At 69.2% G+C, this 15,134-nt stretch carries 12 protein-coding genes; 1 reads left to right on the forward strand and 11 read right to left on the reverse strand.

All coding sequences use genetic code 11. The features are described 5' to 3' along the window. Positions 1 to 125: 125 nt before the first annotated feature. Complete coding sequence (locus AC1U7O_RS02050; RefSeq protein ID WP_479892904.1) at positions 126 to 1,274, forward strand: site-2 protease family protein; 1,149 nt, start codon at positions 126 to 128, stop codon at positions 1,272 to 1,274. A 298-nt stretch (positions 1,275 to 1,572) separates the two neighbouring features. Here the strand turns inward: AC1U7O_RS02050 and AC1U7O_RS02055 are convergent, their stop codons facing one another. From AC1U7O_RS02055 to nuoE, 11 genes are all read right to left on the reverse strand, one after another. Next, complete coding sequence (locus AC1U7O_RS02055) at positions 1,573 to 2,412, reverse strand: YihY/virulence factor BrkB family protein (RefSeq protein ID WP_479892905.1); 840 nt, start codon at positions 2,410 to 2,412, stop codon at positions 1,573 to 1,575. 79 nt (positions 2,413 to 2,491) lie between these two features. Beyond that, the gene (locus AC1U7O_RS02060; RefSeq protein ID WP_479892906.1) at positions 2,492 to 3,973 is read right to left on the reverse strand and encodes an NADH-quinone oxidoreductase subunit N; all 1,482 of its coding nucleotides are present in this window, start codon (positions 3,971 to 3,973) and stop codon (positions 2,492 to 2,494) included. Between the two features lies 1 nt (position 3,974). Then, complete coding sequence (locus AC1U7O_RS02065; RefSeq protein ID WP_479892907.1) at positions 3,975 to 5,531, reverse strand: NADH-quinone oxidoreductase subunit M; 1,557 nt, start codon at positions 5,529 to 5,531, stop codon at positions 3,975 to 3,977. 1 nt (position 5,532) lies between these two features. Continuing rightward, entirely contained in the window at positions 5,533 to 7,455 is a 1,923-nt protein-coding gene (gene nuoL, locus AC1U7O_RS02070) for an NADH-quinone oxidoreductase subunit L (RefSeq protein WP_479892908.1), read from the reverse strand. Between the two features lie 128 nt (positions 7,456 to 7,583). Further along, entirely contained in the window at positions 7,584 to 7,886 is a 303-nt protein-coding gene (nuoK, locus tag AC1U7O_RS02075; RefSeq protein ID WP_479892909.1) for an NADH-quinone oxidoreductase subunit NuoK, read from the reverse strand. 65 nt (positions 7,887 to 7,951) lie between these two features. Next, positions 7,952 to 8,476: an NADH-quinone oxidoreductase subunit J family protein gene (locus tag AC1U7O_RS02080; RefSeq protein WP_479892910.1), complete on the reverse strand. Its 525-nt coding sequence runs from the start codon at positions 8,474 to 8,476 to the stop codon at positions 7,952 to 7,954. A 7-nt stretch (positions 8,477 to 8,483) separates the two neighbouring features. After that, positions 8,484 to 9,032, reverse strand: a complete 549-nt coding sequence (gene nuoI / locus AC1U7O_RS02085) for an NADH-quinone oxidoreductase subunit NuoI (RefSeq protein WP_479892911.1) — start codon at positions 9,030 to 9,032, stop codon at positions 8,484 to 8,486. 86 nt (positions 9,033 to 9,118) lie between these two features. After that, complete coding sequence (nuoH, locus tag AC1U7O_RS02090) at positions 9,119 to 10,186, reverse strand: NADH-quinone oxidoreductase subunit NuoH (protein ID WP_479892912.1); 1,068 nt, start codon at positions 10,184 to 10,186, stop codon at positions 9,119 to 9,121. A 207-nt stretch (positions 10,187 to 10,393) separates the two neighbouring features. Continuing rightward, positions 10,394 to 13,057 (reverse strand): NADH-quinone oxidoreductase subunit NuoG, encoded by a 2,664-nt coding sequence (gene nuoG / locus AC1U7O_RS02095; protein ID WP_479892913.1) that lies wholly within the window; start codon positions 13,055 to 13,057, stop codon positions 10,394 to 10,396. Between the two features lie 81 nt (positions 13,058 to 13,138). Beyond that, on the reverse strand, positions 13,139 to 14,452 hold the full coding sequence (gene nuoF, locus AC1U7O_RS02100) for an NADH-quinone oxidoreductase subunit NuoF (RefSeq protein ID WP_479892914.1): 1,314 nt from the start codon (positions 14,450 to 14,452) through the stop codon (positions 13,139 to 13,141). 65 nt (positions 14,453 to 14,517) lie between these two features. After that, positions 14,518 to 15,048 (reverse strand): NADH-quinone oxidoreductase subunit NuoE, encoded by a 531-nt coding sequence (gene nuoE / locus AC1U7O_RS02105; RefSeq protein ID WP_479892915.1) that lies wholly within the window; start codon positions 15,046 to 15,048, stop codon positions 14,518 to 14,520. Between the last annotated feature and the right edge of the window lie 86 nt (positions 15,049 to 15,134).

Consider the following 15,134-nt stretch of genomic DNA (forward strand, 5'->3'; position numbering starts at 1 on the left):
GCGGTGCGCGGGCCTCGGGGGCCCGGGGCCGGAGTATACAGGATTTTCGCGGCGCCGGCGCCGCATTGACGAAGGCCCGCCGGCTGGGTCAGGATAGGTCGTCTTCCCCCGTGTCGAGCGGAGTCATGCAGGGACCCGACTGGCAAATCGGCAGGATCCTGGGCATTCCGATCAAGGTCCACGCCTCGTGGTTCCCGGTCTTCGCCTTCGTCACCTGGAGCCTGGCGACCGGCTATCTGCCCGAGGCCCTGCCGGGCCTCTCGGCGGCGCGGTACTGGGGCATGGGCGGCGTCGCGGCCCTGCTGCTCTTCGCCTCCGTGCTCCTGCACGAGCTGGGGCATTCCTTCGTGGCCCTGCGCTACCGGATTCCCATCGGCCAGATCACGCTCTTCGTCTTCGGCGGCATGGCCCAGATGCACCGTGAGCCGCCGGGCCCGCGCGCCGAGTTCCTGATCGCGATCGCCGGGCCGATCGTGAGCTTCGCCCTCGGGGGGGCGCTGCTCGGGCTGACCTTCGCGGCGGAGTCGGCCCGGAGCTTCCACGGGCTGATGGTCCTGGGCTTGCTCCTGGGGTCCGTCAACGTCCAGCTCGGCCTGTTCAACCTGATCCCCGGGTTCCCGCTCGACGGCGGCCGCGTGCTGCGGGCCGGGCTCTGGGCCTGGCTGCGCGACTTCGACCGCGCGACGCGGCACGCCTCGCTCGCCGGCCAGGGGTTCGGGTTGGCCTTCGGCGGCCTGGGCGCCGTGCTGCTCCTGGGGGCCGCGAGCGGCACGATCCCCGGCCCGTTCGCCGCCAACGGCGGCTGGATCATCCTCGTCGGCGTCTTCCTCTACGCGGCCGCGGCGGGGAGCCGGCGCCAGGCGGTCATCCGCGCCTCCCTCGCGTCCGTGGGGGTGCGCGATCTCATGGTGAGCGACGTTCCGATCCTCTCCCCCGACCTGACCGTGGAGGAGGCGGTGGCCCAGCACGTCCTCCGGCACGGCGCCGAGGAGTTTCCGGTGGGCGCGGACGGGCGGCTGCTCGGGATGATCGCCGTCCGGGACGTGCAGGCGCTCCCCCAGGGGCTCTGGCCCTCGCGTCGGGTGGGGGAGCTGATGCAGACCTGGACGCCCCTGATGGAGGTGGCCCCCGACTCGGCGGTGCTCACCGTCTTCGAGCGCATGATCCGGGACGGCCGGACCCGCCTGGCCGTGGTCGAGGACGGCCGGCTCGTCGGGTTCGTGACCCGCTCGGCGATCGCGCAGTTCCTCCGCCTCCGCGGCCTCGGTCGCTAGCCCCCACGCATCATGCGGGCTCGTGTGGCGTCCCGTCATGCCGTTCGTCGTCCGGCCAAGGCCGCGAAGCGGCCGCGAGGAGGAATCTAGAACGGGGCCCGAGCCTGGATGCCGGCGTCCGCCGGCATGACGAGGGATGGGGCCCGAGCCTGGATGCCGGCGTCCGCCGGCATGACGATGCCTCGCGCTTGTGGGACCCCGCACCAGCCGGATGGTGAAACGGGCCGCCGGCGTCGTTCTCGCGTCGCTCGTTCCTCGTGAAGCGTGATTCGTGAGTGCTGGGCGTGCGAGGTAGGCTTCACGAACGGCGAACGGCGCGCTCCCCCTCCTGCTGCAGCCTCCGCACCAGCGTCGCCCCCAGCAGCAGCAGCGCGGAGGCGTAGTACACCCACAGGAGGAACAGCACCACGGTCATCAGGGAGCCGTACATGCGGCCGTAGACGCTCAGGCCCTCCAGGTAGTTCTTGAAGACGAATTTCGCCGATTCCCACAGGATCGTGAGCACCAGCGCTCCCGCGGCCGCATGGAGCCAGGTCGGCGGCTCCACGGGGAGGAAGCGGTAGAGGCAGGTGGTGGACAGGAAGACGAGGACGAAGGGGAGGACGTAGGGCACCATGAAGTCGTGGGCGGCCAGGGCGACCATGTCCATCCCGGCGAAGTGCGGGGCGTGGACGACCAGCAGGCGCATGGTCTTGGTGACGGCGTAGGAGAGCAGCATCAGCACCTCGGCGAGCCCCAGGAGCGCGACGGCCAGCCCCATGGACACGATCAGCGACCGCCGCCGGTGCCCGTCGAAGATGACGTTGATCGCGTACTGCATCTCGTAGAACACGAGCAGACCGAACCAGGTGAAGGTGAAGAAGGCCCCCCACCGCAGTCCCTCCTCGGAGGAGACCCGGCGGATCTCCTCGGCCAGGTTGGCGCCGAGGTCGGGCAGGAAGCCCTGGAGGAAGCCCAGGAGGAACTCGTAGCCGATGCGGTCGCTGCTGACGACGAAGCTCACGAAGTAGAGCAGGAGGAAGATCAGGGGGAAGAACGAGAGGAGGGAAAAGAAGGCGACGGAGGCGGCCAGGGTCAGGCCACCCCGGTGGAAGAAGTCCACGATGGTGCCGCGGAGTAGTCGCAGGATCTCCCGCACGCGCCTCGTCCGCTCCGGGGGATACTGGACGCCAGGATGAGGGAATTCGCGCGGCCGGTCAAGCGCGATCGCGCGGAGACTACCTCGCGCCGATCGCGGCGGTCGTCGCGACGTCCACGAGCGGTCCGGGGAAGAGGCCGAGCAGCAGGACGCCGGCCAGGGCGCAGGCCAGCACGACGGCCAGGACCGGCGAGCCGGCGACCGCCGGAGCGAACTGCGGAGGCCCGTGGGGCTCCCGCATGTACATGACCATCACGACCCGCAGGTAGTAGTAGGCCGAGACGGCGGCGAAGAGCAGGGCCACGACCGCCAGCCAGGCGAGGCCGGCCTTCACCGCGGCCATGAACAGGTAGAACTTCCCGATGAAGCCCGCCGTCGGCGGCAGGCCCGCCAGCGACACCATGAAGACCAGCATCAGGAAGGCGGGGACCGGCTGGCGCTTCGCCAGGCCGGTATAGTCCTCGATCTCGTCGCTCTCGACGCCGCTCTTCCGCAGCATCGCGACCACGGCGAAGGCCCCCAGGGTCATGAAGGCGTAGATCGCCAGGTAGAGCAGGATGCTCGCGACGCCGAGCGTGCGCGCCTCCGCCGTCGCGCCCGCCTGGCCGGCCGCGACGAGCCCGATCAGCGCGTAGCCCGCGTGCGCGATGCTGGAGTAGGCCAGCATCCGCTTGATGTTCGTCTGGACGACCGCGACGACGTTGCCGAGGATCAGGGTGGCGACGCAGAGGACCAGGAACAGCGCGTACCAGTCGGCGGTGCGGCCGCCCAATCCCTCCAGGAACACCCGGAGGAAGGCGCCGAAGCTCGCGGCCTTGGCGGCCACGGCCATGAAGGCGGTGACCGAGGTCGGGGCCCCCTCGTACACGTCGGGGGTCCACATGTGGAAGGGCACGACGGCGATCTTGAACCCGAAGCCGACCGTGAGCAGGATCATGGCCAGCAGCAGCACGGGGTCGTCCAGGCCGCGCGCCCCCGCGGCCGCGGCGATGGCCGAGAGGCGCGTGCTGCCGGCGAGGCCGAACAGCAGCGAGACGCCGTAGAGGAGGATGCCGGAGGAGAAGGCCCCGAGCACGAAGTACTTGGCCGAGGCCTCCAGCGAGCGGGGCTCGGCCCGCTTGAAGCCCGCCAGGACGTACAGCGACAGCGACATCAGCTCCAAGCCCAGGTAGATCGTCAGCAGGTCGGCCGCGGAGACCATGATCATCATGCCGGACAGCGACAGGAGCAGGAAGCCGTAGTACTCGGCGAGGTGGATCTTCTCGGCCTTCAGGTAGGCGAGCGAGAGGAGGATGGTCAGCGCCGTCACGCCGTAGAGCAGCAGCTTGAAGAAGGCGGCGTAGGGGTCCACGAGGATCAGCCCGCCGAAGGCCTCGGTCCGTCCGGCCGCCTGCGAGGCGGTGGCGAGGGCGCAGAGGCCCAGGGCGGCCACGCTCAGCCAGGCGAGCCAGCCCTTCCGCTCCCGGGGCATGACCGGGTCCAGGGCCAGCACGAGGCAGGCCGCGGCCACGACGATCAGCTCGGGCAGGACGGCGGCGATATCCGAGAGGGGGAGGGTCATGTCATTGCTGACCGTTGAGCGTGGGATGGTCGGAAGCGGGAGCCGAAGCGGTGAGCCGGGCGCCGGCGGCCCGGACGACGGGCGGCTCGCTGTGCGCGATCAGGTGGTCCACGCTCGCGTGCATGCGCGAGAGGAGCGGGTTCGGGAACAGGCCGATCCAGAACACGAGCGCGACCAGCGGGACGAGGAGCGCCATCTCCCGAAGGTTCAGGTCGGTCAGGCGCGCCGTCCGGCGTCCGGCCTCGCCGAAGGCCACGCGCTGGACCATCCAGAGCAGGTAGGCGGCGGCCAGGATCACGCCGAGCGCGGCGACGGCGGCGGCGGTCCGGCTCCACTCGAAGGCCCCGACGAGGACCAGGAACTCGCCGACGAAGCTGTTGGTCCCCGGCAGCCCCAACGAGGAGAGCGCAAAGATCACCAGGCAGGTCGCGTAGCGCGGCATCGGCCCGGCGAGCCCCCGGTTGTCGGCGATCAAGCGGCTGTGCGTCCGCTCGTAGATGAGGCCGACGCAGAGGAAGAGCGCGCCCGTCGTGATGCCGTGGTTGATCATCTGCATCACGGCGCCCTCGATGCCCTGGGCGTTCAGCGCGAAGATGCCGAGCGTGACGAAGCCCATGTGGCTGACGCTCGAGTAGGCGATCAGTTTCTTGAGGTCGGCCTGGGCCAGCGCCATGTAGGCGCCGTAAATGATCGCGACCAGCGAGAGGCCCACGACGACCGGCGTGAAGGTTTCGACCGCCTCGGGCAGCATCGGGAGCGTGAACCGCAGGAAGCCGTAGGCGCCCATCTTCAGGAGCACGCTCGCCAGCACGACGCTGCCGGCCGTCGGCGCCTCGACGTGCGCGTCGGGCAACCAGGTGTGGAAGGGGAACATCGGGACCTTCACGGCGAAGGCCAAAAACAGCGCCCAGAAGAGCCAGTGCTGCAGCCCGGACGGGTACTCCACCCGGCTCAGCAGGAGGATGTCGAAGGTCTGCCCGCCGTTGACGTACAGGACGATGATCGCGACCAGGAGCAGGACGCTGCCGACGAGGGTGTAGAGGAAGAACTTGATGGCCGCGTAGATCCGGTCGGGTCCGCCCCAGACCCCGATGATCAGGTACATCGGGATCAGCATCGCCTCCCAGAAAATGTAAAAGAGCACGAAGTCGAGCGCCGCGAAGACGCCGAGCATGGCCGTCTCCATGACGAGCAGGCTGGCCATGAACTCCTTGACGCGGGTCTCGATCGCGTTCCAGGAGACGAGCACGCAGAAGGGCGTCAGGAGCGTGGTCAGCAGGACGAGGGGCAGGCTGATGCCGTCGAGGCCGAGGTGGTAGGAGATGGGCGGGGAGGCGATCCACTGCGTCTGCTCGGCGAACTGCATCCGCGGCGTGGTCGGGTCGAAGAGCCACCAGAGGGGGAGCGAGAGCAGGAGCTCCACCAGCGCGACCCCGAGCGCGGCCGCGCGCACGGAGGCCTCCTTGACGAAGAAGAGCGCGATCGCCCCGACCAGGGGCAGGAAGACGATCAGCGTCAGCCAGGGGAACCCGCCGCTCTGTTGGCTCAGGTCGCTCATGTCAGAAGAGGAGGAACATCGTCAGGATCAGCGCGGCGCCCAGGGTCATGCCCAGGGCGTAGTGCTGGGTCTGCCCGCTCTGCGCCAGGCGCAGGATCCATCCCCCGACCGCGACGGCGCGGGCCACGCCGTTGACGGTCGCGTCGATCACGCCCACGTCCACCCGCCGCCACAGGCGGTCGGCGGCGGTGAAGGTCGGCCGCACCAGCGCGCGGTCGTAGGCCTCGTCCACGTACCACTTGTTGAGCGAGCCGCGATAGACCGCCGCCCAGCGCTCGGCCAGCCGGTCCGCCAGGCCCGGCGACTTGACGTAGACCAGGTAGGCGGACGCGATCCCGCCGAGGCCGGCCAGCGTCGCGAGCGCCATGATCCCCCAGGCCGCCGGCCCGCCGTGCGCCGCCCCGGGCCCCGCCGGGCCGGGGATCGCCGGCTCCAGGAAGCCCGGCAGGCCCAGGTAGCCCGTGACGATCGAGAGGACGGCCAGGACGATCAGCGGCGCAGTGACGACGCGTCCGGGCTCGTGGACCTCCGCCGCGTGGTGGGAGTCCGCGCCGTGTCCGTGGGCCTGCCGGCGCGGCTCGCCCCAGAAGGCGACGAAGACGAGCCGGAAGCTGTAGAAGGCCGTGAGGCCGGCGGTGGCGATGCCGAGGAGCGTCAAGGCCTGCCCCAACGGTCCCGACGACCAGACGCCCAGCAGCAGGTCGTCCTTGCTGAAGAAGCCGGCGGTGAGCGGGAAGCCGGCCAGGGCGAGCGAGCCGACGACGAAGGTCCGGTAGGTGACCGGCAGCCGGTCCTTGAGCCCGCCCATGCGCCGCATGTCCTGCTCGTGATGGAGAGCCAGGATGACGGACCCGCAGCCGAGAAAGAGCAGGGCCTTGAAGGCGCCGTGGGTGAGCAGGTGGTAGATGCCGGCCGCGTAGGCGCCGGCGCCGCAGGCCATCATCATGTAGCCGAGCTGGCTGACGGTCGAGTAGGCGACGACGCGCTTGATGTCGTGCTGGGTGAGCGCGATGGTGGCGCCGAGCACCATGGTGGCGGCGCCGGTCAGGGCGACGACGTCGAGGGCGACGGGCGACAGGTTGTAGAGCGGCGAGAGCCGCGCGACCATGAAGACGCCGGCCGTGACCATCGTCGCGGCGTGGATGAGGGCCGAGATCGGCGTGGGGCCCTCCATCGCGTCGGGCAGCCAGACGTGCAGGGGCACCTGGGCGGATTTGCCGATCGCCCCGAGGAACAGGAGCAGGCAGATCAGCGTCAGCGTGGAGACCTCCCAGGTCCCCCCCAGGGGCCGGAGCAGGTTCACCGTGTCCCCGACGAAGTCGCCGGCCTGGGCGAAGACGTGGCGGTACTCCAGGGAGCCGAAGTTGTAGAGGATCAGCAGGATGCCGAGGAGGAACCCGAAGTCGCCGACCCGGTTCACGACGAAGGCCTTGGTGGCCGCCGCGCAGGCGGCCGGCCGCTCGTACCAGTGGCCGATCAGCAGGTAGGAGCAGAGGCCGACGGCTTCCCAGAAGACGAAGAGCTGGAGGAAGTTGTCGGCCATGACGAGCATCAGCATGGAGAAGGTGAAGAGCGCGATGTAGCCGAAGAAGCGGGCGTAACCCTTCTCCCCGTGCATGTAGCCGATCGTGTAGACGTGGACGAGCGAGCTGACGATCGTGACGAGCAGGAGCATGCAGGCGGTCAGGCGGTCGATGGCCAGGCCGAACGCGATGGTCAGGTCGCCGGACTGTAGCCAGGTGTAGAGCGGGACGGCGACGGGCCCGCCGCGCGCGACCTCGACGAAGGCCAGGACCGACAGGACGAACGAGCCCGTGACCGCCGGGACGGCGACGAGGTGCGCCCGGTCCTTGATCCAGCGGCCGGCCAGGCCGAGGATCAGGAAGGCGAAGAAGGGGAGCAATGGGATCAAGGCGTACAGCATCGGTAACCGCTCTCGTCGATCAACTGCGAGGCCTGCCGGGGCTCAACCGCTCCCCCCTCCGGGAGCGACCGCTCCTCCGGCGAAGTCGGCTCCGAGCCCCGGCAGGCCGAGCGGGCAACGGTCTCCCCCTACCACTTCAACAACTTGAACTCGTCCACGTTGATGCTGGCCTTGCTGCGGTGCAGCGCGATGATGATCGCGAGCCCCACGGCCACCTCGGCCGCCGCCACGGTCAGGGCGAAGAACACGAAGACCTGGCCCGCGACGTTCTGATAGTAGTGGGAGAAGGCGACGAAGTTGATGTTCGTCGCGTTCAGCATCAGCTCCACCGAGAGCAGGATGATGATGATGTTCCGGCGGATCAGCACGCCGACCAGGCCGGTGGCGAACACGATCGCGCTCAGCGTCACGTAATAGGAGAGGGGCACCATGGGCTATCTCTCGCGAACCGTCGATCGAGACGCGTCGCTCGCCGGGAGCTCGGACCGGAGACGCCTCACGCTTCACGCCCTCCGATGTCCCTCTTGGCCAGCACGATCGCGCCGATCATCGCCACCAGGAGGATCAGCGAGGCCACCTCGAAGGGGAAGAGGTAGGTCGAGTAGAGCACCTCGCCGATGGTCTCGGTGTTGCCCGCGGCCGCCGGGACCTGGTCCATCCCGCCGGCGGGCGGCACCGACGGCCGCTCCTCCAGCCCCCGCTGGACGAGGAGCATCACCACCTCGGTGGCGAGGGTGAGGCCCAGCAGGAGCGCCGCGGGGAACTGGGCGTGGTACCGGTCCTCCCGCTTGAGGTTCAGCAGCATCACGACGAACAGGTAGAGGACCAGGATGGCGCCGGCGTAGACGATGACCTGGACCGCCGCGAGGAACTCGGCGTGCAGGGTCACGTAGAGGCCCGCCACGTGGAAGAACAGGATGAGCAGCGAGAGCGCGCTGTAGATGGGGTTGCGCAGCGCTACGACCAGCACCGCGGTCGCGACGATGACTCCGGCAAAGTAGAAAAAGAAGAGCTGGGCCACGGGCGTTTCAGCTCTCCTTCGGCGGCAGGTGCTTGAAGGCGACGTTGAAGAAGGCGACGTTCGGATGCTGCAGCTCCAAGCGCTTCTCGCGCACCGGGTACGAGCGGTCGCCGATGGCGAGCAGTTGCTGCTTGTTCAGCAGGAGCTGCCGCTTGTCGTACACGGCCCACTCGAACTCCCGCGTCATGCCCAGGGCGTCCACGGGGCAGGCGTCCACGCAGAGGCCGCAGAACAGGCAGCGGGTCATGTCCATGTAGTATTCGCGGGCGTAGCGCTTCGTCGGCTCGCCCGGCACCTCGTCGCTGAACACCTTGATGACCCGCGAGGGGCAGGCGGCCTCGCAGAGGTCGCAGCCGACGCACTTCTCGGTCCCGTCGTCGTACCGCAGGAGGGCCAGCATGCCCCGGTAGCCGTCGGGCAGCGTGCGCTTCTCGTGCGGATACTGGAGCGTGATCGGCCGGTAGCGCAGCAGGTGGCCGAGCGTGGCCTTCATGCCCACGAGGATCTCGTAGAAGGTGATGGTCTTGAGCCAGGCCTTGAGGTGAAAGGGTCTCATTGGATCATTGCATCAAGGAGTCATCGAAAGAAGCATGCGTCCCCATCGGCAACGACGAATCCGTCACTGAATCAATCGGCGATGCCTCATCGCGGGAACAGGTACGCCGCGATCGCGGTGATCAGGATGTTCCCCAGCGCGATCGGGAGCAGCACCTTCCAGCCGAACCGCATGAGCTGATCGTACCGCAGCCGCGGCAGCGTCGCGCGCAGCCAGAAGAACAGGAACAGGAAGAAATACACCTTGATCGTGAACCAGAAGATGCCCGACAGCCAGGCCAGGTGCGCCAGCGACCCGTTGAACTGTAGGAAGGGGGCCGGGGCGTTCCAGCCGCCCAGGAACAGGGCGGCGGCCAGGCAGGACACCATGATCATGTTCGCGTACTCCGCGATGAAGAAGAAGGCGAACCGCATCCCGCTGTACTCGGTGAAGAACCCGGCCACCAGCTCGCTCTCTGCCTCGGGCAGGTCGAAGGGCACGCGGTTGGTCTCGGCCACCGCCGAGATCACGTACACCACGAAGGCGAAGATCTGCGGGAAGGGCGGGGCGAAGGCGAACCAGTTCCAGAACCACCCGCTCTGGGCCTCGGTGATCTTCACGAGGCTCAGGGAACCGGCCAGGAGCAGCACGCCGACGATGGCGAGCCCGATGTTCAGCTCGTAGCTGATGACCTGCGCCGCGGACCGCAGCCCGCCCAGGAGCGAGTACTTGCTGTTGGAGGCCCAGCCGCCCAGGATCACGCCGTAGGCGCCGATCGAGGCGAAGGCCAGGATGTACAGGATGCCGATGTTGATGTCGCTGATGACGAAGGGCGTGAAGGTGACGCCGAACAGCTCGACGCGGATCGCCGGGCCGAAGGGGATGACCGCGAAGCCGATGAGCGCCGGGACCAGCGCGAGGATCGGCGCGAGGCTGAAGAGGAACTTGTTGGCCCCCGCGGGGACGATGTCCTCCTTGAAGAAGAGCTTGAGCCCGTCGGCGATCGGCTGCAGGATGCCGTAGGGGCCGACTTCCATCGGGCCCATGCGGTCCTGCATCCAGCCGAGCACCTTGCGCTCCGCCAGGGTCAGGATCATCACGGTCAGCATCACCACGCCCATCACGGCGGCAATCTGGGCGAGCGACAGGGCCAGCCTCACTCCCACTTCAGTCACGGTCCCCTCCACGCGAATAGCGCCGTCGGCGTTCAGCCTCGTCGGTCCGGCGAACGGTTGTCACCCCGGCGAAGGCCGGGGCCCAGGTCTCATTCTGGATTCCGGCGTTCGCCGGAATGACAGACTCCGGACCCCGGGTCGACGCTATCCGGAGCCATCCCCGGATTCACGCCGTCCGGGGTGGCGGCTGTGCCGAATGGCGTCGTGTTACGCCCGCTCCACCTTCACCCAGGCGGTCTTGTAATAGGGCACGCCGGTCCGCGGGTCGGCGGAGACCTCGAACAGCGCCAGCGCCTCCCCGTCGAAATGCTCGGGAAACACCGCCAGGCCCGCCGGCACGCGCTCCGAGAGCTTCACCGGCGCGGTCAGCGTCCCCCGTGCGTTCGAGAGCCGCGCGGGCCGGCCCTCGGCGAGCCCGAGCCGCTCGGCGTCCACCGGGTTGAGGCTCAGGGCGCCGGCCGCCTGGACCTGCAGCAGGCCCTTGGCGCGGGTCGAGAACTTGCCCGAGTGGAACAGGCTCTGCGCGGCTACCAGCATCAGGTGGCCGGGCTGCGGCTCCGCCGGTTTCGCCGGGCGGTAGCGGGCGGCCAGGTCCTCCCGGAAGCCCTCCGTCAGATACCGGTCCACCGCGGCCTGATCGGGGCGCAGCGGGGTCGGCGCCGGGCCGAGGAGGCCGTAGCCGGGGATGAGCGTGCGGATTTCCTTGAGGATCTCCCGCGCGTCGCCGTATTCGATCGGATAGCCGAGGAGGACGGACAGGGCCGAGAGGATCTCCCAGTCCGGCCGGCTCTCGCCGATCGGCTCGATGGCCTGCCGGATCGCCTGGACATGGCCTTCTTCGTTCGTGAAGGTGCCGTCCTTCTCCGCGAAGGAACAGGCCGGCAGCACGACATGGGCCAGCGCGGCGGTCTCGGTCGGGAACAGCTCCTGGCAGACGAGCAGGTCCAGGTTCCGGAGCGCCTCCCGGACGCCGGAGGAGGGCGGGAGCGAGCCCGCGGGGTTTTCCCCCACGACCAGCAGGGCCTTGACCCGGCCGGCCCGCGCTTCTTCCAGGATGTCCAGGAGGGGGCGGCCCGCGCCCTGGGGCAGCTCCTCCTTCCACAGGGAGGCGAGCCGCTCGGCGGCCGTCCGGTCCGTCCGGTCGGCCGGGCCGGGGAGGAACTCCGGCAGGGCGCCCATCTCGACCGCGCCCTGGTCGTTGTTCTCCTCGGCCAGGGGCGCCAGCCCGCAACCGGGCCGGCCGTGCCGGCCCGTGAGCAGGAGCAGGTCCAGCAGGGTGACGCAGGTGCCGTACCCCCCCGGCTGCCGCAGGACGCCCTGGCCGACGACGATGACCGCGCGGCTCGCGCCGGCGAAGGCGCGGGCGGCCGCCGCGATCGCCGCGCGGCCCCCTCCCGTCGCCGATTCGATCTCCGGCCAGCCGACCGCGGCGACGGCCTCGGCGACGGCCGTCACGTACCCCGGCGCGCGCGGCGAGAGGGCCGCGTCCACGAGCCCCTCCTCGACCGTCGCCTTGATGAGCCCCAGGACGGCGTGGCCGATGCGGTCCGGTTTCATGCCGAAGTGGTGCGCGGAGAGGGTGGCGATGTTGCTGATCGTGCCGATGGCGGGCTCCAGGGCCTCGATCGTCACGAGCGTCGCGCCGCGCTTCTTGACGGCCTCCTTCACTTTGAGGCCGGCGATCGGGTTGGTCTCGGTGATGTTCGTGCCGACGAGGAGCAGGCAATCGGCGGCCACGAGGTCCTCGAAGGTCACGGTCCAGCGATGCGTGCCCTGGACGCGGCGCAGCGCGCGGACCGCGTTCACCTGGCCGTAACGGGCGCCGCTGTCGAGCCTGTTCGTGCCCAGCGCGAGCCGGAGGACCTTCTGGAAGACGTAGAGGTCCTCGTTCGTGCAGCGGGAGGAGATCAGCCCGGCGATCGCGTCCGACCCGTGCGCCATCTTGATCCGCGTGAGCTCGGCGGCGACGTGCTCCAGCGCCTCCTCCCACGTGGCCTCGACGAGCGCGCCGTTCCGGCGGACGAGGGGCGTGCGCAGGCGCTCGGGGTTGGTGACCGCATGGTAGCCGAAGAAGCCGCGGGCGCAGAGGTCGCCGTTGTTGCGGCCCGCGCCGTGGGCGGACATGACCTCGACCGGCTCGTTGAACTTGGTCTGGATCGTGATGCGGCAGCCGTCCCCGCAGTAGGCGCAGAGGCTGTCCGCGCGCTTGAGCATCCAGGGGCGGTACTCGTACATGGAGAGCCGGCTGGTGATGGCGCCCACGGGGCAGATCTGCACGCAGCCGCCGCAGAACTCGCAGTCCAGCTCGTGGGCGGCGAAGTGCTTGATCTCGGTCATGGTGCCGCGGCCGGAGGGCGCGAGCGCCTTGACGTCCATCACCTCGTCGCAGTACCGGACGCAGCGCAGGCACTGGACGCAGCGGTTCATCTGGGTCTCGATCAGCGGGCTGAAGTACTCCTTCGGGAAGACGCGCTTGACCTCGATGAAACGGCTGGTGGTGGGGGTGTACTGGTGCGAGAAGTCCTGGAGGTCGCAGCGGCCGCCCTGGTCGCAGACCGGACAGTCCAGCGGGTGGTTGGCGAGGATGAACTCGAGGACCGACTTGTGCGCCTGGGTGACGACCGTCGTGGCGGTACGGACGACCATGCCCTCGGCGACCGGGGTGCTGCAGGCGGTCTGGAGCTTGGGCACCTTCTCGATCTCCACCAGGCACATGCGGCAGTTGGCGTCGGGCTTGAGCTTCGGGTGATAGCAGAAATGCGGCACCATCACGCCGGCCTGGCGCGCCGCCTCGATGACGAGCGTGCCCTTCGGGACGGCGATCGTCTGCCCGTCGATCGTCAGGCGGATGGTGTCAACGGTCGTCGGCATGGTTTCCGTGAGGCGTGAAGCGAACCCCCGAGTGTCCCGAGCTTCGACGCCTGCCCCCTCACCCCTTGCGCTTGACGGCCTTCAATGTCTGGCCGGCATCACGAGCTCGGGCGCGCCGGCGAGGCCCAGGGCCTCCGCCTCGCGGATCAGCGCCTCGTACTCGGACCGCCAGTGCTTCAGCGTGCTCATGACCGGCGCGACCTCGGCGTCGCCGAAGGCGCAGACGGTGCGGCCGGCAATGTTCTGGCACAGATCGACCAGGGTTTCAAGGTCCTCCTTGCGCCCCCGCTTGGCCAGGATGCGGCGCAGCGTCTGCACGAGCCAGGAGCTGCCCTCGCGGCAGGGACTGCACTTGCCGCAGGACTCGTGGTAGAAGAACTCCATCAACCGCAGCGCGGCCCAGACCATGCTGGTGCCCTCTTCCATCACGGTCACGCCGCCCGATCCGAGCATCGAGCCCGCCTGGGCCACCGACTCGAAGTCCAGCTTCACGTCCAGGTGCTCGGCGGTGAAGAAGGCCGCGGAGGCGCCGCCGGGGATGATCGCCTTGAGCGGCTTGTCCGACCGCATGCCGCCCGCGTGCTCGAAGATCAGCTCGCGGAAGGTCACGCCCATCGGGACCTCGTAGTTGCCCGGCCGCTTCACGTGCCCGCTCACGCAGAAGATCCGGGTGCCCGTGCTCTTGGGGGGCGAGCCGATCGCGGCGAACCACTCCGGCCCCCGGGTGATGATGTGGGGCAGGTTGGCCAGGGTCTCGACGTTGTTCACGACGGTCGGCTGGTTGTAGAGGCCGTGGGTCGCCGGAAAGGGCGGCTTGACCCGCGGCAGCCCGCGCTTGCCCTCCAGCGATTCCAGCAAGGCCGTCTCCTCCCCGCAGATGTAGGCGCCGGCGCCCCGGTGCACCCAGATGTCGGCGCGCACGCCGGTGCCCAGGATGTTCGCGCCGACGTAACCGGCCCGCCGGGCGTCGGCCAGGGCCTGCTCCAGGATCCGCGCGCCGAGCGCGAACTCGCCCCTGATGTAGATGTAGGAAGTCTCGGCGCCGATGGCATAGGCGGCGAGCAGGATGCCCTCCAGCAATTGGTGCGGGTCGCGCTCGATGAGCTGGCGGTCCTTGAAGGTGCCGGGCTCGCTCTCGTCCGCGTTGCAGCAGAGGTACGTGGGGCCCCGGTGGTCCTTGGGGAGGAAGCCCCATTTCACGCCGGTGGGAAAGCCTGCGCCGCCCCGCCCGCGCAGGCCGGACTTCTTGACGATCTCGGTCACCTCGGCGGGCGCGACCTTGCCCAGGACCTTGCGCAGGGCCTGGTACCCGCCCGCGCGCTCGTAGTCGGCCAGCGAGCCGGTGTAGCCCGGCGTCAGCATGTTTTTCGTCAAGATCGGTTCGTAGCGCGGCATGGTCGTCGTTTCCCTGAGGCGGGCGGCGAAACGCCGCCGGCCCCGGCTCTTCCGCCCCTCACCCGTTACCCCGTCCCGTTCACCGTTTCCGGCAGGATGAACGGCCCGCTCTTCAAGGGCGAGGTCCCGTCCCGCTTCAGGTCGGCCAGGATCCGGTCCAGCTTCTCCTCGGTGATCCGCTCGTAGTAGTCCTCGTTGACCTGCATCATCGGGCCGGTGCCGCAGGAGGCGAGGCACTCCACCGTGCTGAGGGTGAAGAGCCCGTCCTTCGTGGTTTCGCCCGGGCCGATGCCCAGCCGCGCCTTCAGCCATCCCAGCAGCGCGTCCGAGCCGACCAGCGCGCACATGAGCGACTTGCAGACCTGGAGGTGGAACTTCCCCGCCGGCTTGAGCCGGAGCATGGTGTAGAAGGTCACGACCTCGTAGACCTGGGGCGGCGTGAGCCGCAGGATGGCGGCGATCTCCTTCATCGCCGCCTCGCTGACGTAGCCCTCCTCCCGCTGCGCCAGGGAGAGCAGGGGCAGCATGGCCGATCGCTTCACGGGATAGCGGCTCAGGATGTCGTCTATTTCCGTTTGGTATTTCTCTCTCAACACGACGGCCCCGTCTTCGGTCTCCGGCGCAACGTGAACGGTGCAACGTGAACGGTCGGGGGATGTCTACGGAGCCACCTTGAACGGTT

The sequence above is a fragment of the Candidatus Nitrospira neuquenensis genome (assembly GCF_979578155.1).

What these genes read in the sequence shown, in the direction of transcription:
- AC1U7O_RS02050 (WP_479892904.1), top strand. Translation starts at nt 126, where the DNA reads ATGCAGGGACCCGACTGGCAAATCGGCAGGATCCTGGGCATTCCGATC.
- AC1U7O_RS02060 (WP_479892906.1), bottom strand. Translation starts at nt 3,973, where the DNA reads ATGACCCTCCCCCTCTCGGATATCGCCGCCGTCCTGCCCGAGCTGATC.
- AC1U7O_RS02065 (WP_479892907.1), bottom strand. Translation starts at nt 5,531, where the DNA reads ATGAGCGACCTGAGCCAACAGAGCGGCGGGTTCCCCTGGCTGACGCTG.
- nuoL (WP_479892908.1), bottom strand. Translation starts at nt 7,455, where the DNA reads ATGCTGTACGCCTTGATCCCATTGCTCCCCTTCTTCGCCTTCCTGATC.
- nuoK (WP_479892909.1), bottom strand. Translation starts at nt 7,886, where the DNA reads ATGGTGCCCCTCTCCTATTACGTGACGCTGAGCGCGATCGTGTTCGCC.
- nuoI (WP_479892911.1), bottom strand. Translation starts at nt 9,032, where the DNA reads ATGAGACCCTTTCACCTCAAGGCCTGGCTCAAGACCATCACCTTCTAC.
- nuoG (WP_479892913.1), bottom strand. Translation starts at nt 13,057, where the DNA reads ATGCCGACGACCGTTGACACCATCCGCCTGACGATCGACGGGCAGACG.
- nuoF (WP_479892914.1), bottom strand. Translation starts at nt 14,452, where the DNA reads ATGCCGCGCTACGAACCGATCTTGACGAAAAACATGCTGACGCCGGGC.